Raw genomic sequence first — 17,783 nt, forward strand, 5'->3', positions numbered from 1 at the left:
CGGTTTTGAAAGACAAAATAGTGACTTTCTTAAAAGATACATTCGCAAAGCTTAAGCAGCTTTGGGGACACTTGCTGCATCGCCTCAATCGTCGGGAAGCTGAAATTCGGAAGTCTTACTGGAATTTGGCTCCAGAGGATCGCGCACGTTTGCGGCTATTTTTAATCTGCACTTCTGTATTGATGCTGGGTATTGTGATTGGCTTGGCTTTTAACGTCAATAGACCCGTTAAATTAGAGAAGTCTGATAAGAGTTTAAAAATTGAAAATACGGGTGCAATGGAGTTGCGCCTTCAAGGTGTTGAGCTGAATCCTAGTATTTACATTTTTCAAACCGCGGTCAGTGTAGCTGTACCTGTTGAACTGAATGTTCCTGGCCGCTTAGCATTTAATGCTGAAAAATCCAAAGTATTATCTGCTCGTGCTCCGGGAAGGGTGGAGCGTATTTATGCGTTCGATGGAGCAGAGGTGGAGATGGGCTCTCCGGTAATCGAGATGTATAGCCCTGAATTTATTTCAGCACAGCAAGAATATTTGCTCTCATCAAAAACAGCCAAAGTGCTTGAAAGTAGCAAAACCATGAGTGATTTATTGGGCGATGCTCAGATCACCCAGCAAGCTGCTGCCAATCGTATGCGTAACCTCGGTGCTGGTGATGGGGATATTAATCAATTGGAAAAAAGCGGCAAAACGCAATCGAATTTGATCATGCGTTCGCCGATCAAGGGCGTGGTTGTGAAACGTGGCGTCGAGCCAGGCGCTATTGTCAACGCCGGCGATGTGATGGCAACCCTGGCAAACCCGAAAGAACTCTGGTTCCTCGGTAATATTTACGAACAGGATATTCGGAAGATTCAAAAAGGCCAAACCATGATTCTGCGCTCTGAATCTTATCCAGATAAAGAGTTCATTGCTAAGGCCAATTACATCGCTCCAGCAATTGATCCAGAAACCCATGCTTTATTGATTCGTTGTGATGTTGAAAATGCAGACGGCTTATTGCGCCCTGATATGTATGTCAGTGCTCGTTTAAAAACTGGAGAGGCTGAAGCAGTTGTCGTTCCGCAATCGGCAATTGTGCGTATGCGTGAGATGCGCTACATGATTATTAAAACTGGCCCTGATACATTCCGTCGCTTTGCGGTAAAAGGTTACGACTTGGACGGCAAGCGATTTGCTGTAACCGAGGGCTTAGAGCCTGGCATGCAAGTATTAACAGACGGCGCAGTTCTACTCAATGATCGTTTTGCGAAGCAGGAGGAGTAATTGAGTTTCGTAACCAATTTCATTCGCGGGGTATTAGATAAGCGAGTCATTATCTTGTTTGCCGCCGGAGTGCTATTGGTTCTGGGCGCTTTCAGCCTGAAAGAATTGCCGATTCAGCCCTATCCCGGTGTTGCGCCGCTCACGATTCAAGCGATCTCACAGTGGCCGGGAAGAAGCACGACTGAAGTAGAACAGCAAGTCACCATTCCCGTAGAAAATGCCCTAGCCGGTATTCCGGGTGTAAAAGCATTCCGTTCCGTGTCTTTATTTGGCTTATCGGTTGTGACTCTCAAGTTCAATGACAATGCCGATCCATTTAAAGTGCGTCAGATCTTTATTACCAATTTAGGTAACGTTACCTTCCCACCCGGTGTTAGTTCAAGCGTTAGCCCAGATTCAGATGCAACTGGTGAGATTTTACGTTACCAGGTCAAATCAGACTACGCCTCACCAACGCGGTTAAAGACGCTACAGGACTACGAGATTTACAAAGAACTGAAGCAAACCCCTGGCATTGCAGATGTTTCTTCTTTTGGCGGTAAGGTTCGCCAATATCAAGTGATTGTTAGCCCAGAGAGCCTTCAGTCTAAGGGCGTCACTGTTCCACAAGTCATTGATGCTCTAACTAAAGCAAACGACAATACTGGCGGCGGCATTTTGCCTAGCGGTGAGCAGCAGTTCGTCGTTCGTGGGGTTGGCTTGTTGCGCAATCTGGATGACATTAAACAAGTTGTGATTGCCGTCAATAAAGGTATGCCGATTCGCATTGGCGATGTTGCTGAAGTCAAAATTGGTAACGCACCACGCTTAGGCTTATTCCAATTTGATGACAATCCTGATTCTGTTGAGGGAATTGTGTATCTTCGCCGCGGCGAAAACGCCTCTGAAGTATTGGCTCGCGTGCGGGACAGAATCGCCAATATTAACGACCATATTTTGCCTCCTGGCATTGAAGTCAAGCCATTCTATGATCGTCAGGTTTTGCTCGATATCACCGTGGGTACGGTGAAGCACACCATGTTCTTTGGTATCACCATGGTTTTGGCGCTTTTATATATCTTCTTGGGTAATTTAAGGGCTGCTGCAGTGGTAGCCGCCGTTATTCCTCTGGCGCTGTGTTTCTCATTTATTCAGATGTATATTTTTAATGTACCCGCAAATTTGATTTCTTTGGGTGCAATTGACTTTGGTGTGATCGTCGATGCTGCGGTGATTATTACGGAGAACGTGATGCGCCATCTAGAAGAGGGCGGCAAACGTTTAAACCAAAGCATTATTTTGGCCACTAGCGAAGTACAGCGTGCCATGGTGTATTCCACCAGCATCATTATTGTGGCCTACTCTCCGCTATTCTTAATGGGTGGCGTTGAAGGAATTATTTTTAAGCCCATGGCCTTTACTATGGGTTTTGCCTTAGTAGCCTCAATTATTTTGAGCCTTACTTTTTTACCGGCGGCTATTTCCCTTGCGTTCGGGGATAACTTTCACCATGAGCCTCCAAAGTTCATCACATGGATCCTGGCCCGTTACAAACCACTGTTACGAAAATGGATGGATCATCCGCGTCATGTGATCGCCGTATCTATTTTTATTCTTGGGGTGACTTTATTAAGTGCAACCCGTTTAGGCACTGCTTTCTTGCCAACACTGGAAGAAAATAATATTTGGTTGCGCGTGACTTTGCCCAATACCGTTGATTTGGATTATTCAATCAAGGTTGCTAACCAACTCCGCGAAACTTTTATGAAGCAGCCCGAGTTAGAAAAGGTTGCCGTTCAAATTGGCCGCCCTGATGACGGCACAGATTCCACGGGGGTTTTCAATCAGGAGTATGGCCTATATCTGAAGGCCCCTGATCAAATGCCAAAAGGTTCTAGCAAAGCAATTTTGCTGGAGCATTTGCAAGCTGAGTTAAATAAAATTCCGGGTGCAAATTTCAGCTTCTCTCAATACATTCAAGATAACGTCAATGAGGCTTTATCTGGTGTTAAAGGTGAGAACTCCGTTAAGATCTTCGGCTCCGATTTGGATATCCTGAATCAAAAAGCACATGAGGTTGTTGCCGAACTAAAAAAAGTGCGCGGCATTGAGGATGAAAATATTCTCAAAGAGTTAGGTCAGCCGACCTTGAATGTCCAGATTGATCGTGAAAAGTCGGCACGTTACGGCGTTAATGTTGCCGATATTCAGACTGTCGTTGCCAATGCTATCGGCGGGGCTCCGATTTCTAATTTCCTGGAAGATGAAAAAACTTTCGGCATTGCTGTCCGCTTAAATGAATCTAGTCGCAATGACATTCCTGATGTTGCGAATTTATTAATTGATACTCCTAATGGTCAGAAGGTGCCGCTGGGCATGGTTGCAAACGTTAAACTTTCCGATGGCCCATTCTTTATCTACCGTGAAGCAGGGAAGCGTTATATCGCTGTAATCTTTAGTGTCCGCGGCCGAGATCTGGGTAGTGCTGTCGAAGATGCCAAGTATCTCGTTGAAAAAAATGTTGCTTTACCTACCAATTACACGATTGCCTGGGATGGTCAATTTAATCAAATGAAGGCTGCCCAACAAAAGCTGATGGTCATTATTCCATTGACACTTTTGGCGATTTTCTTCTTATTGGTTACCGCCTTAGGTAACACCCGCGATGCGACCATTGTTTTGATTAATGTTCCATTTGCGGCCATTGGCGGCATTATTGCCTTGCATCTAGGCGGCGAAACCCTGAGTATCTCTGCGCTCTTCGGCTTCTTATCCTTGTTTGGTATTGCAATTCAGGATGGTGTGATTTTAATTTCTTATATTAATAAAACAGTGGCAGAAGAGCACGGCGCCATGAAAGACACCATGGTTGATGGCGCTGCTATGCGAGTTCGTCCAGTACTCATGACGGCGATGCTTGCAGGCTTAGGTCTTTTGCCTGCTGCTTTATCTCATTCGATTGGCTCTGAGGCACAAAGACCATTGGCTTTGGTAATTGTAGGTGGTATGGTAACTACAACCATTCTGACACTCTTGGTTCTGCCGGTGATTTATGCCTCACTCAGAGGTCGTGGCAAACACCAAAAGAGCCTTGTCTAGACTATTGAATATGATTAACACTCCTAAACCACATATTCTGATTTCAAATGACGATGGTTATTTGGCGCCTGGGTTGTTGGCCTTAGTGAATGCGATTCGTCCCTTAGGGCGTGTGACCGTGATTGCCCCTGAGCAGAATCACAGTGGCGCTTCAAATTCATTAACGCTTTCACGCCCACTCTCGATTCATCGAGTAGCAGGTGGCGAGCGCGACGGGTTTATTTTCATTAATGGCACACCAACAGATTGTGTTCACGTTGCCATGACGGGCTTTTTGGATTCCAAGCCTGACCTGGTGATCTCTGGTATTAACCAGGGTGAGAACATGGGTGAAGATGTACTGTATTCAGGAACCGTTGCCGCTGCTGTAGAGGGTGTGATGTTTGGTGTCCCTGGCATTGCTTTTTCTCAAATTGATCGTGGCTGGGCTCGCATTGATGATGCGGCTAAAGCTGCACATGACATCGTGGCGCAAATGCTCGTATCTAATCTTGCTCAGCACCATAACAGTACGGCATCATTACTAAACGTTAATATCCCCAACCGTCCTTATGCTGATTTGTATCGCTGGAAAGTCACTCGGTTGGGTAATCGCCATCACTCTCAGCCCGTAGTGGTGCAAAAAAATCCACGCGGTGAAGAGATTTATTGGATCGGCGCTGCGGGGCATGCCAAGGACAATTCAGAAGGCACGGACTTTCATGCAATAGATGATGGCTATATTTCAATTACCCCAATGCAATTGGATTTAACCCACCACGCCCGCTTAGCAGCGATGCGTAGCAATGGTTGGGATCGCGGTTGAAGTCGGCTGCTGAGAGATTTGCCGGTCATCGGCAGGCATTGGCGGATAAAGTGCATGCTGCGGGTATAAAGCACATTAAAACTTTAGAGGCGATTGCCACAGTGCCAAGGCATGCTTTTATGGATCCTGGAATGCATCCACAGGCTTACGAAGATACTGCATTGCCGATTGGTCACCAACAAACTATTTCTAAGCCCTCAGTAGTAGCGCGCATGATTGAACTGTTGCATAAACCCAAGCAAAAGTTGGGCAAAGTATTGGAGATTGGCACCGGCTGTGGCTACCAAGCAGCCGTCTTGAGTTTGTTGGCTGATGAGGTGTATTCGGTTGAGCGGATTCGGCCATTGCATGACATGGCTAGGGCAAAACTGCGACCATTTCGGATCAACAATCTGCGCCTCATTTATGGCGACGGTATTTTGGGTCTTCCGCAAGCAGCACCTTTTGATGCCATCATCTTGGCAGCGGCAGGTTTGGGTATTCCGGACGCCTTACTGGATCAGTTAGCAATAGGAGGGCGCCTGATCGCCCCAGTTGCTAAAAGCGAGAAAGAGCAGCAATTGGTGATGGTGGAGCGTATGAGCTCCCAGCGCTACCAAAGAACTGTGCTGGACGAGGTCTTTTTTGTCCCCTTACAATCAGGGGTAGTATGAAAACCATCTTTAGTCCCCTCGTAAAATCCCTAGCGCTTTGCACCTTGGTGGCATCGATATTTGCTCTGGTGGGTTGTGCCACTACGCCGAGAGCTAAGCCGGCCAATGTCGTTGACCGAACTGCTAGCGCGAGCGAACCAGCTCCACCTGGCTACTATCGCGTCAAGAAGGGTGATACCTTGGCGCGGATCGCCTTAGACCACGGCCAAGCCCCGCGCGATGTGATTGCTTGGAACAAATTAGCAAACCCAAATCAAATTGAGGTCGATGATCTTATTTTGGTGCAGCCGCCAGCTGGCTCTCAAACGGCGGTTAAACCCCTTAGCAAACCTATTGATGTTGTCAAGCCTAAAGAAGCTGTACCCGTAACAGAAATGGTGGCTGAGCCAGGTATACGTTTATCTTCTCCAGCAAAAGGCAAGGTAACGGGCGAGTTCAGCGAGGCTAATAAAGGGATTGATATCGCCGGTAAAGTTGGTGATCCTATCCAGGCCGCAGCTGATGGCAAAGTAGTTTATGCAGGCAATAGTTTGCGTGGCTATGGCAACTTGGTCATCATTAAGCATGACAACACCTACCTTACTGCCTACGCCCATAACAGCAAGCTCCTAGTAAAAGAGGGTGATGCAGTTCGTAAAGGTCAAAAGATTGCTGAAATGGGTGATACCGATACAACGTCACCCAAACTTCACTTTGAGTTGCGTGTTAATGGTAAGCCAGTAAATCCAACGCCTTACTTGCAATAGCTTTTTAGTTAGCCGCAATCCCTCGATGGCAACCGTCCTCGTCTTTGATATTGAGACCATTCCTGATGTAGCAGGATTGCGACGCCTTGAAGACTTTCCGGAGTCGATGTCTGATGGCGAAGTTGCAGCCCAAGTAATGGCTGATCGCGCCGCCAAAACTGGCAGCGATTTTTTGCCCCTCTATCTTCAACGCATCGTAGCAATTTCTTGCGTAATTCGGAGAACTACTAAAGATGGCTTACCCCAAATTAGGGTAGGCACCCTGGGCAATGCACAAGATGATGAGAAGGTTTTGATACAGGCATTCTTTGATTTAATTGAAAAATACACGCCGCAATTGGTCTCATGGAATGGTAGCGGTTTTGATTTACCAGTCTTGCACTATCGCGCCTTAGCAAACCAGATTCAAGCACCGCGTTATTGGGAGATGGGCGAGAGCCAAGAAAATGATAGCCGTGAATTTAAATGGAACAACTACATTAGCCGCTATCACATGCGTCACATTGACCTGATGGACCTCTTGGCTAAATTTAATGGTCGGGCCAATGCGCCATTAGATGGCTTGGCAAAGCTGTGTGGCTTCCCAGGGAAAATGGGCATGGATGGTAGTCAAGTTTGGCCTGCTTATCTTGACGGCAAGATTGATGACATTCGCCGTTATTGCGAAACCGATGTAGTTAATACTTACCTGATGTATTGTCGCTTTCAGTTGCTGCGTGGCGGCTTCTCGCTAGCCGAATATCAAGAAGAAATTACTTTTGTGAAGGCGTATTTAGAAACACAATCTAAAGAGCCTAATGGGGCTCAATGGCAAGAATATCTTCAAGGCTTTGCTCCCAATGCGTAGGGGGGATAAGCCAGTCAATATCGTAGTGACTGAGCCAATACAGATTGAATCTCTTGATCTAGATGCCCAGGGGATAGCACGCCTAGCGCCCAATGAGGAAGAGCTTGCACAAGGACATAGCGGTAAGGTGGTTTTCATTCAAGGCGCCTTGCCAACCGAGTTGGTAACGTATGTTGTCACTCGTGAGAAAGCGCGTTTTAGCAAAGCCAAAGTACTAACAATACTCAAGCCTGCAGTGTTCAGAGCTGAACCCAAATGCAAGGCTTTTGGAGTATGTGGCGGTTGCACAATGCAACACTTAGATATTCGAGCGCAGGTTGCGATGAAGCAGCGCGTCCTAGAAGATGACTTACAGCATATTGCGAAGATCAAACCAGAAGAAATCCTGCGCCCCATGGGAGGTCCTGCCTGGGAATATCGGCATCGTGCACGCTTAAGTGCGGTGAACCGCTCCATTAAAAAAGGCACAGTACTGATCGGATTCCATGAGGGTAAGAGTGGCTATGTGGCCGATATGACCGCTTGCGAGATATTGCCTAAGCATGTGTCTGATCTATTGCCCGCAATGCGCATTTTGGTAATGGGTTTATCCATTGTCGATCGCATGCCGCAAATTGAAATAGCCGTAGGCGAACCCGAAGATCCGAATTCTACTGATCCTAAAAAATCTAAACCAGTTACTGCTTTGGTGTTTCGTAACTTAATGCCCCTCACTGAAAATGACGAGCAGTTGTTGCGAGATTTTGCAGATCGGCATCAAGTCTGGATTTGGTTGCAACCCAAGGGCATAGAAACTGTAGCGCCTTTTTACCCGCAGACCGGCAAGCTTTGTTATCGATTGCCCGAGTTTGAAATCGAGATGCCATTTAAGCCGGCAGACTTTACCCAGGTAAATCATTTGATGAATCGGGTATTGGTCAGCAGGGCGATTCGTTTGTTAGAAGTCCAAGCAAGCGATCGCGTGTTGGATCTTTTTTGTGGCATTGGCAATTTCACTTTACCGCTAGCTAGAAAAGCAAAAAGCGTCATGGGTATCGAGGGATTGGAGAGTTTGACGACTAGGGCAAAAGAAAATGCTGAACATAATCAGCTTTGTGATAAAGCCAGTTTTATGCAAAGTGATTTGTTTGCAGTGACAGCAGACTCCATTGCATCGTGGGGAAAAGCAGAGAGATGGCTGATGGATCCACCTCGCGAAGGGGCGATGGAAATCTGCAAGGCTTTGGCTGATTTACATGCCAAGCAGGATCCCTTATTGCCGGACCGTATTGTCTATGTTTCTTGCAACCCGAAGACCTTGGCGAGAGATACTGAAATCTTGTGCCACCATGCAGGCTATACGCTTAAGGGTGCTGGAATCATCAATATGTTTCCCCATACATCCCACGTAGAATCTATAGCAGTCTTCCAAAAGCCCTAAATTTAGCTTCGTCTCCCAATCCTGCTAGATTTAGCGCTATTTTGGTGCTACAAGTATTATTGCGGTGCAATATAACAGCAAGCCAGTCTTATATAAGAGTAGATTGAGGTTGTGCAGAGTGGCAGTGCTGCTAACGATTTCATTAACGAATGGGAGTGCACCATGAAAGCCTCAGATAGTTTTGCAATCTTATTGGTATTGATTGCGCTGTCTTATGCGGTAAACATGTTTGTTGCCAACTGATTTATTCAGACAAGAGCAAGTAAAGACAGGTAGAAAAAAGGCGCCCGCAGGCGCCTTATGAGAGCAACAATAAAGGCTGTTGCTTGGTCTGTCTTAGTCTCTATTGCCGCCAACAATACCGAGTAATGCGAGCAAATTAGTGAAAACGTTGTACACGTCCAAGTAGATCGCTAAAGTTGCCATGATGTAGTTAGTTTCTCCACCATTGATGATGCGTTGCACATCAACCAAGATAAATGCGGAGAAGATGGCAATAGCTAGGACCATCACAGTCAGCATCAAAGCAGGTAATTGCAACCAGATGTTAGCCAAAGACGCGACGATCAAGAGTAATACGCCAACCATTAACCATTTGCCCATGCCAGCAAAATCACTCTTGCTGACAGTAGCAATCGTTGCCATTACTGCAAAGATGGCGGCAGTGCCACCAAAGGACAGCATGATCAGTGCAGCGCCATTGCTATAACTATTTAGGGTGTAGCCAACTAAGCGAGACATCATGATGCCCATGAAGAAGGTAAAGCCTAATAGCAAGAGAACGCCGATGCCGGTCTCTTTATTCTTCTCAATCGCCCAGAAAAAGCCGAAGGCTACTGCCATGAAGACAATAAAGCCAATAAATGGACTACCTGCAAAAAGGGTGAACCCCATTGCTACGCCAAGCCAGGCACCAATGATGGTCGGAACCATGGAGAGTGCGAGTAGGGCATAGGTATTGCGAAGTACGCGGTTGCGTACTTGGAGGGCGCTAATCGAGCCGGTTTGGCCAAAGCCGTAAGAGTTGAGATCGCTCATATGGACTCCTTCTTTTTAAGTAAACACATAAGCCCACAAAGGGCTGTTGCTAGTAAGTATAGACAAAACAGCCTAAATTCAAGGGTCTAATTGAAAGGACTACAAGTCATGGGGTTATACCTTGTAAATTCAATGGCTTAGGACTGATTTTATAAGGGTAAATACCCTCAGCCGTTGTATAATTCGGGGGTCGTTGAATTGGGAGAGGCTTACTAAACCCTTTTTGACTAATACCTTTGAAATCACTACTGGAGTTTTGCATGGCTATTGAACGCACCCTTTCTATTATCAAACCCGATGCTGTAGCTAAAAACGTTATCGGCAAAATTTACGACCGTTTTGAATCTGCTGGTTTGAAGATTGTTGCCTCCAGAATGGCGCATTTATCTCAATCTGAGGCTGAGCAGTTTTATGCCGTTCACGCAGCCCGCCCTTTCTTCAAGGATTTGGTGAGCTTCATGATTTCTGGTCCAGTGATGATTCAAGTATTGCAAGGTGAAGGCGCCATTGCTAAGAACCGTGATTTGATGGGCGCTACCGATCCTAAGAAAGCTGACGCTGGAACAATTCGTGCCGACTTTGCTGACAGCATCGATGCTAATGCTGTTCATGGATCTGACGCTCCTGAAACTGCTGCTGTGGAAATCGCATTCTTTTTCCCCGGCATGAATGTTTTCAATCGTTAATTCGAAACCTATTTACTAAATAAGTAGGCGCATTGACCTCCCCGCGCATAAATCTCTTAGATTTTGACGCTGACCAAATGGCAGCGTATGTCGCGGGGTTAAATGAAAAGCCCTTTAGGGCGAAACAACTCATGCAATGGATACACCAGCGCGGTGTATCGAACATTGATGAGATGAGTGATTTAGCCAAAAGCTTCCGAGCTACTTTGCTAGATGTGGCAGAAGTCGTATCCCTTCCAGTCATCAAGGATGAACTTGCTAATGATGGCACCCGCAAGTGGTTGCTTGATGTTGGTGCTGGCAATGCAGTCGAGTCTGTCTTTATCCCAGAAGATGATCGCGGCACTTTATGCATCTCTTCTCAGGCTGGTTGTGCGGTCAATTGCCGTTTTTGCTCTACCGGGCGACAAGGCTTTTCACGGAATCTAAGTGCCGGCGAAATTATTGGCCAGTTGTGGTTCGCAGAACATCTACTGCGTAATGAGCCTGGAGCAGTGCGTCGAGTGGAAAAATTTCCAACTCCTGGTTGGGAACATACTGGCCGCGTTATTTCAAATGTGGTCATGATGGGAATGGGCGAGCCCTTGCTCAACTATGACAATGTGGTTACCGCATTGCGCTTGATGTTAGATGATAGGGCTTATGGCCTATCTCGCCGTCGTGTGACTGTTTCAACTTCGGGTGTTGTGCCCATGATTGATCGTTTGGCAAAAGATTGCCCTGTGGCTTTAGCAGTTTCTTTGCATGCGCCCAATGATGCATTGCGTGATCAGTTGGTGCCCTTAAATCAAAAATATCCTTTAAGAGAATTGTTAGGCGCCTGTGAACGCTACTTGCCGTTTGCGCCAAGAGATTTCTTAACGTTTGAATATTGCATGCTCGATGGCGTTAATGATTCTGACGCGCAAGCAAAAGAGTTGATTCGTCTGCTCAGCAACATTAAATGTAAGATTAACCTGATTCCATTCAACCCGTTTCCAGAGTCTGGCTTGAAGCGATCACCGCCGCAACGAGTGCAAGCTTTTGCCAATATCTTGCTAGATGCTGGCATGGTGGCTACGGTGCGCAAAACCCGTGGTGATGATATTGCTGCAGCCTGCGGACAATTGGCTGGCGATGTTGTGGATCGAACTAGAGTGCGTGAACGTGCTGTGCATGATAACGAGATCATCCAGCCAGAAGATGATCCAACAGAATCAGTTCAGGCTATTCACTGGCTCGATAAATTAAATTAACATGAGCGCTAACCATACCTTGCCGCCTCTGCCATTGGGTCCCGCACCTAAGCGCTCAACCCGCCAAGCAACAGTTGCTTGGAAAACCAATATAGTTACTGTCGGCGGCGATGCTCCTGTGCGCGTCCAGTCGATGACTAATACCGATACCGCTGATGCAGTCGGCACTGCAATTCAAGTGAAAGAATTGGCCTGTGCCGGATCTGAAATGGTGCGCATTACCGTCAATACTCCGGAAGCTGCAGCAGCAGTTCCGTATATTCGCGAACAGTTGGACAAGATGGACGTATTGGTCCCTCTGATTGGCGACTTTCACTACAACGGTCACACACTCCTCAATGACTATCCAGAGTGCGCCAAAGCTTTATCCAAATACCGCATTAATCCCGGAAACGTCGGCAAGGGTGCTAAGCGTGACCCACAGTTTGCGCAAATGATTGAGGCTGCCTGCAAATACGATAAACCCATTCGGATCGGCGTAAATTGGGGTAGCCTGGACCAAGATCTGCTTGCAAGCATCATGGATAGTAACGCTACCTTGACGGCCCCAAAAACTGCTCAGGAAGTGATGATTGAGGCATTGATTCAGTCGGCATTACAGTCTGCTGAAAAAGCAGTGGAGTTTGGCATGAACCCCAATCAAATTTTATTGTCTTGCAAGGTGAGTAATGTGCAAGACTTAGTTGCTGTGTATCGCGACCTCTCACGCCGCTCTGACTATCCATTGCATTTGGGTTTAACTGAGGCCGGCATGGGTAGCAAGGGAATTGTTTCCTCTACAGCCGCAATGGGCATCCTCTTGCAAGAAGGTATTGGCGATACGATTCGGGTTTCCTTGACGCCAGATCCAGGCGCGCCGCGTGAGAATGAAGTGATTGTGGCGCAAGAGATCTTGCAAACTATGGGCTTGCGTAATTTCACACCTATGGTGATTGCTTGTCCCGGTTGCGGTAGAACAACTAGCACCACCTTCCAAGAATTGGCTGCGAATATTCAGTCTTATTTGCGTCAGCAGATGCCTATTTGGAAGAAAACTCATCCAGGCGTTGAAAATATGAATGTTGCCGTGATGGGTTGTATTGTGAATGGGCCTGGCGAAAGCAAACATGCCAATATTGGCATTTCATTACCGGGCACTGGTGAGACTCCCGCTGCACCTGTCTTTGTTGATGGGGTGAAGGTGAAGACCTTGCGAGGCGAAAAGATTGCGGAAGAATTTCAAATCATTGTTGATGAATACGTCAAAAATAATTACTCCTAAAAATGACCGAAGATAAAAATAAGAAGACTGAAAAAACGCTCAAGATTAATGGCGTTCGCGGTATGAATGATTTGCTACCAGCTGATGCTGGGCAATGGGCTCATCTTGAGCACGTCTTGCGTGATCTGACACGAGCTTATGGCTATGAGTTTTTGCGAACTCCAATTGTTGAGGCTACAGCAGTTTTTCAACGCGGCATTGGTGAAGTGACTGATATTGTTGAAAAAGAAATGTATTCCTTTGAGGATCGCCTGAATGGGGAGCAACTAACCTTGCGCCCAGAAGGTACTGCTGCAATCGTGCGCTCGGTCATTGAAAATAATTTGATATACGAAGGCCCTAAGCGTCTTTGGTATACCGGTCCGATGTTCCGTCATGAGCGTCCACAACGCGGTCGCTATCGCCAGTTCCATCAGTTTGGAATTGAGGCCTTGGGCTTCGCTGGTCCAGATATCGATGCCGAAATCATTCTGATGGGTCAACGCCTTTGGGATGAGCTGGGCTTGAAGGGCGTTCGGCTGGAAATCAATTCACTAGGCCAGGCTGACGAGCGTTCTGCACATCGCATAGCCTTGGTGAGTTACTTTGAGAAAAATGCGGCAGCACTCGATGAAGACTCGCAACGTCGTTTACAAACTAACCCCTTGCGCATCTTGGATTCCAAGAATCCCGCAATGCAAGGCTTAATCGAAGGCGCACCTCAACTATTGGATTTCTTAGGTGAGGAATCGTTAAAGCACTTCAATGCAGTGCAAACATTGCTCAAGGCAAACAACATTCCCTGCAAGATTAATCCACGCTTGGTGCGCGGACTAGATTATTACAATCTGACCGTTTTTGAATGGGTTACAGATGAGTTGGGCGCTCAAGGCACCATCGCTGGAGGCGGTCGTTATGATCCACTGATAGAGCGTATGGGCGGTAAAGCTGCGCCAGCTTGTGGTTGGGCTATGGGTATGGAGCGTGTTTTGGAGCTGATGAAGGTATCGGGCTCACTACCGGATGCTGCACCAGGATGCGATATTTTTGTACTACACCAAGGTGGTGAGACTTTAACTGCTGCCATGATTATTGCTGAGCGTTTGCGCAGTGCTGGTATTGACACTATTCTCTTTTGTCCGCCAGATGGTCAATCGGCTAGCTTTAAATCGCAAATGAAGAAAGCGGATGCAAGTGGGGCGGCCTATGCGGTCATTATTGGCCCAGATGAGCTGGCTAAAAATGAGGCTCAGATCAAAGACTTACGGGGTACTGGTGAGCAGCGGTCCGTAGCCCTTGAAGAGGTGCTAGAACAAGTAATTGACGCATTAGTCGGTAGCTCCGAATAGAATTACCTTACAACGATATTTATTAGCTTGGATTGATATGCCATTAGATTTAGAAGAACAAGAACAACTTGACCAGTTCAAAGCCTTTTGGGCAAAGTACCGTAATCTCATTACCGGTATTGTAACGGCCGCCTTGTTGGTATATGCAACCTACAGTGGCTACCAGTGGTGGCGCAATAGCCAAGCTGCAGAAGCATCAAAGCTTTATGACACGATGGTGACTGCTATTGGTAAAGGCGATAAAGAGCAAACCTTGCGCGCCGCAGATGATTTACAAAAACAGTTTGGCCGCACTCCTTATGCTGCGATGTCTAGCTTAATTGCTGCAAAGATCTCTTCTGACGCAGGCGATGCTCCTAAAGCTATTGAGTATTTACGTTGGACCGCTAATAATGCCTCCAATGATGGCTACGTAGCCTTGGGTAAATTACGTTTAGTTTCTCAGTTGATAGAGCAGGGTACTGACAAAGACTTTGCAGAAGCTGACACGATCCTCCAGCAGAAACCGATTACTGGTTTCGAAGCTATTTGGTTGGAGCGTCGCGGAGATTGGTACTTGGCGCAGAAGAAAAATGCACAAGCTAAAACTAGTTATCAAGAGGCTTGGAAAAAATTAGATCAAGCAAAAGAATTCCCTGAGGAGGCGCGTCGCCTACTGAAGGTTAAATTAGATGCTGTCGGAGGAATTACTCAGTGATGACCCAAAAGATGCGCTTGCACAATCTGGTGAAGTCCGCTACAAAAGTCCTCATCATTAGCTCGGCCATCGCTACTCTGCTTGCTTGTTCTGGTGGCGCGCGGGTGCGCAAGCCCGCAGAATTGGTTCCGGTTACCAATCAATTTGAGCTCGCTCCAGTGTGGTCTACCAGTGTTGGCTCGTCTGAAACATTTAACTTTCATCCTGTTGTAGCAGGAGACGCCGTATATGCAGCTTCTCACCGCGGTAATCTTGTCAAGATTAATTTATTAGATGGTAAGAAGGTATGGGAAGCCTCGGTACCGGAGCGTATAACTGTTGGCCCCGGTTCGGATGGACGTGTAACCGCCGTTGTCACCACTAAAGGAACCGTCTATGCCTATGACGATACCGGCAAGCCAATCTGGAACGTTAGTGTTGGCAGTGAAGTGTTAACAGAGCCAGTGGTTGCTGGCGGCGTGGTTATCATTCGTGCGCTCGACAATCGTTTTATTGGTCTAGATGAGCAGACCGGCGCACGCAAGTGGACCTATCAGCGTCAACAATCAGCTCTTTCATTGCGTGTCGGGTATGGCATGTTGGAGATTGGTAATGAAGTGATTGTGACGGGTTTTGCGGGTGGTCGATTTGGCATGATTGCGATTGCAAACGGTGGCTTGGTTTGGGAGACTCCGATTTCTTTTCCGAAGGGCTTCTCAGAGATCGAACGTTTGAATGATGTGACGGCTAAGCCAAGTATGCAAGGCGAGATTCTCTGCGCGGTTTCTTATCAGGGGCGTATTGGTTGCGGTCAAGCCCGCACCGGTAATTTGATTTGGTTTAAAGATTTTTCAAGTTTTACGGGAACATCCCAAAGTCCAGATATGGTTTTTGCTGCTGATGAAAAGTCTCATGTCACTGCCTTTGCCACTAAAGATGGTTCACAGATTTGGGAAAATTCCAAACTCACATACAGGGATGTTGGAGAATCCTTGGCTGTTGGCAGAGTATTGCTCATGGGTGATGTAGAGGGTTATGTGCATGCATTCTCGCAGGCGGATGGTGCGATGCTTGCGCGTATTCGTCATGATAGTAGTCCAATTACTGCCGCCCCTATTTCGGTTGGTGGGCTCATTCTGATTCAATCTCAGGGCGGGAAATTAGCGGCGTACAGTCCAAAATGAATCCAGTCATTACTATCGTCGGGCGCCCTAACGTAGGCAAGTCCACACTCTTTAATCGTCTGACACGTTCCCGCGATGCCCTAGTTGCCGACTTTTCTGGTCTTACCAGGGATCGTCACTACGGTAAGGGTCGAATTGGTGAGCGTGCATTCATTTGTGTAGATACTGGTGGTTTTGAGCCAGTGGCAAAGACCGGCATCGTTGCCGAGATGGCTAAGCAAACCAAACAAGCGGTTGCTGAATCTGATGTAGTGATCTTCTTGGTGGATGGTCGCCTAGGTATGGCGCCACAAGATCGTGTGATCGCTGACTTTTTACGCAAGACCGGCCGACCCATTATTTTAGCGGTTAATAAAACAGAGGGCATGCAAGCAGGGGTTGTTACCGCCGACTTTCATGAGTTGGGTTTGGGTGAGCCTTTTCCTATTTCATCTGCCCATGGGGATGGTGTTCGCGGTCTGATCGATGATGCCTTGGATGCCTTGGGTATTGCAGAGCCTGAAGAGGATGATTTGGCGAATGATCCTAATCGCCCCATGAAGATTGCAGTAGTTGGGCGTCCAAACGTTGGCAAGTCCACGTTAATCAATAAGCTCATAGGTGAAGAGCGTGTGATTGCATTTGATATGCCAGGCACAACACGCGATGCGATTGAAGTTCCATTCGAACGCAATGGCAAACCTTATGTCTTGGTTGATACAGCAGGTTTGCGCCGTCGTGGAAAGGTGTTTGAAGCAATTGAAAAATTTTCAGTTGTCAAAACACTGCAAGCCATTGCTGATTGCAATGTGGTGATCCTGATGCTCGACGCGCAGCAGGATATTTCTGAGCAAGATGCTCATATCGCAGGCTTTATTGTTGAAGCGGGTAGGGCATTAGTGGTTGCTGTAAATAAGTGGGATGGGATTGATTCTTACGTTAAAGAACGCGCTCGCTTAGAAATTGCCCAAAAATTACGTTTCTTGGACTTTGCTAATGTGCACCCTATTTCTGCGAAAAAAGGCACAGGCTTAAAAGAGTTGTTTAAAGATGTTGATGCTGCTTATGCTGCAGCAATGGCAAAGTTGCCAACCCCACGCTTGACCAGAATTCTGCAAGAAGCGATTGAACACCAGCAACCAAAACGAGTTGGTATGGGTCGTCCAAAGTTGCGCTATGCACACCAAGGTGGTATGAACCCACCAATTGTGGTGATCCATGGTACTTCTTTAAGTGGCGTGACTGACAGCTATAAGCGTTACTTAGAGGGTCGCTTTAGGGATGTTTTCAAGTTGCGTGGCACACCATTGCGCATTCAGATGAATACTGCAAAGAACCCTTATGTTGATGCAGATAAAGGTAAAAAAGGAAAAAAATAGCCAAGTGAAATGTTGTGAGATAAGATTTCTTTATAAAGAGCTTGAATTGTTGTTATTTGGCCCAATATGTATCTTTCGTAGATTCAAACACGAAGTGCAACACGGTTTAAAGATTGATTAAAGACTTCATTGGGGGTTTTAAATCCTAATCGTTTTCTAGGTCGGTTGTTTAATCGGTCTTGGATCATTCTAAGCTCTGCATC

14 protein-coding genes and 2 pseudogenes are annotated in these 17,783 nt (G+C 46.8%); 14 read left to right on the top strand and 2 right to left on the bottom strand.

Features of this window, described 5'->3' with window-relative positions; translation table 11 throughout:
- The first annotated feature begins 5 nt into the window (after window positions 1-5).
- The 7 genes and pseudogenes from ICN46_RS09165 (at window position 6) to rlmD (ending at window position 8,814) form a co-directional block, all read left to right on the top strand.
- The gene (locus ICN46_RS09165) at window positions 6-1,265 is read left to right on the top strand and encodes an efflux RND transporter periplasmic adaptor subunit (RefSeq protein ID WP_216207698.1); all 1,260 of its coding nucleotides are present in this window, start codon (window positions 6-8) and stop codon (window positions 1,263-1,265) included.
- Window positions 1,266-4,343 (top strand): efflux RND transporter permease subunit, encoded by a 3,078-nt coding sequence (locus ICN46_RS09170; RefSeq protein WP_216207701.1) that lies wholly within the window; start codon window positions 1,266-1,268, stop codon window positions 4,341-4,343.
- A gap of 10 nt (window positions 4,344-4,353) precedes the next feature.
- Window positions 4,354-5,148, top strand: coding sequence for a 5'/3'-nucleotidase SurE (gene surE, locus ICN46_RS09175; RefSeq protein ID WP_216207705.1), 795 nt, complete (start codon window positions 4,354-4,356; stop codon window positions 5,146-5,148).
- A gap of 29 nt (window positions 5,149-5,177) precedes the next feature.
- A pseudogene (locus ICN46_RS09180) lies at window positions 5,178-5,801 on the top strand (protein-L-isoaspartate(D-aspartate) O-methyltransferase); the annotation flags it as partial.
- The gene (locus ICN46_RS09185; protein WP_216207711.1) at window positions 5,798-6,547 is read left to right on the top strand and encodes a LysM peptidoglycan-binding domain-containing M23 family metallopeptidase; all 750 of its coding nucleotides are present in this window, start codon (window positions 5,798-5,800) and stop codon (window positions 6,545-6,547) included. The pseudogene ICN46_RS09180 and the gene ICN46_RS09185, both read left to right, overlap by 4 nt.
- 25 nt (window positions 6,548-6,572) lie before the next feature.
- Entirely contained in the window at window positions 6,573-7,394 is an 822-nt protein-coding gene (locus ICN46_RS09190; RefSeq protein WP_216207714.1) for a 3'-5' exonuclease, read from the top strand.
- Window positions 7,387-8,814 (top strand): 23S rRNA (uracil(1939)-C(5))-methyltransferase RlmD, encoded by a 1,428-nt coding sequence (rlmD, locus tag ICN46_RS09195; protein ID WP_216207763.1) that lies wholly within the window; start codon window positions 7,387-7,389, stop codon window positions 8,812-8,814. The genes ICN46_RS09190 and rlmD overlap by 8 nt, the downstream gene beginning before the upstream one ends.
- A 336-nt stretch (window positions 8,815-9,150) precedes the next feature.
- Here the strand turns inward: rlmD and ICN46_RS09200 are convergent, their stop codons facing one another.
- The gene (locus ICN46_RS09200; protein ID WP_216207717.1) at window positions 9,151-9,852 is read right to left on the bottom strand and encodes a Bax inhibitor-1 family protein; all 702 of its coding nucleotides are present in this window, start codon (window positions 9,850-9,852) and stop codon (window positions 9,151-9,153) included.
- Window positions 9,853-10,112: 260 nt separating this feature from the next.
- On the opposite strand from ICN46_RS09200, the gene ndk reads away from it, so the two are divergent.
- From ndk to der, 7 genes are read left to right on the top strand one after another with little or no spacing between them, the layout of a single operon-like run.
- Complete coding sequence (gene ndk, locus ICN46_RS09205; protein WP_216207721.1) at window positions 10,113-10,538, top strand: nucleoside-diphosphate kinase; 426 nt, start codon at window positions 10,113-10,115, stop codon at window positions 10,536-10,538.
- 32 nt (window positions 10,539-10,570) lie between these two features.
- Complete coding sequence (gene rlmN, locus ICN46_RS09210; RefSeq protein WP_216207724.1) at window positions 10,571-11,773, top strand: dual-specificity RNA methyltransferase RlmN; 1,203 nt, start codon at window positions 10,571-10,573, stop codon at window positions 11,771-11,773.
- Between the two features lies 1 nt (window position 11,774).
- On the top strand, window positions 11,775-13,034 hold the full coding sequence (gene ispG, locus ICN46_RS09215) for a flavodoxin-dependent (E)-4-hydroxy-3-methylbut-2-enyl-diphosphate synthase (RefSeq protein ID WP_216207727.1): 1,260 nt from the start codon (window positions 11,775-11,777) through the stop codon (window positions 13,032-13,034).
- A gap of 2 nt (window positions 13,035-13,036) precedes the next feature.
- Complete coding sequence (gene hisS, locus ICN46_RS09220) at window positions 13,037-14,362, top strand: histidine--tRNA ligase (RefSeq protein WP_216207730.1); 1,326 nt, start codon at window positions 13,037-13,039, stop codon at window positions 14,360-14,362.
- 37 nt (window positions 14,363-14,399) lie between these two features.
- On the top strand, window positions 14,400-15,059 hold the full coding sequence (locus tag ICN46_RS09225) for a YfgM family protein (RefSeq protein ID WP_216207733.1): 660 nt from the start codon (window positions 14,400-14,402) through the stop codon (window positions 15,057-15,059).
- Window positions 15,059-16,222 (top strand): outer membrane protein assembly factor BamB, encoded by a 1,164-nt coding sequence (gene bamB, locus ICN46_RS09230; RefSeq protein WP_216207736.1) that lies wholly within the window; start codon window positions 15,059-15,061, stop codon window positions 16,220-16,222. Before ICN46_RS09225 ends, bamB begins: the two co-directional genes overlap by 1 nt.
- The gene (gene der / locus ICN46_RS09235) at window positions 16,219-17,580 is read left to right on the top strand and encodes a ribosome biogenesis GTPase Der (RefSeq protein ID WP_216207739.1); all 1,362 of its coding nucleotides are present in this window, start codon (window positions 16,219-16,221) and stop codon (window positions 17,578-17,580) included. Before bamB ends, der begins: the two co-directional genes overlap by 4 nt.
- Before the next feature lie 83 nt (window positions 17,581-17,663).
- Here der and ICN46_RS12190 read toward each other — a convergent pair.
- Window positions 17,664-17,783, bottom strand: a pseudogene (locus tag ICN46_RS12190) (IS30 family transposase); the annotation flags it as partial.

The sequence above is a fragment of the Polynucleobacter sp. Latsch14-2 genome, from assembly GCF_018881925.1.
GTDB lineage: Bacteria > Pseudomonadota > Gammaproteobacteria > Burkholderiales > Burkholderiaceae > Polynucleobacter.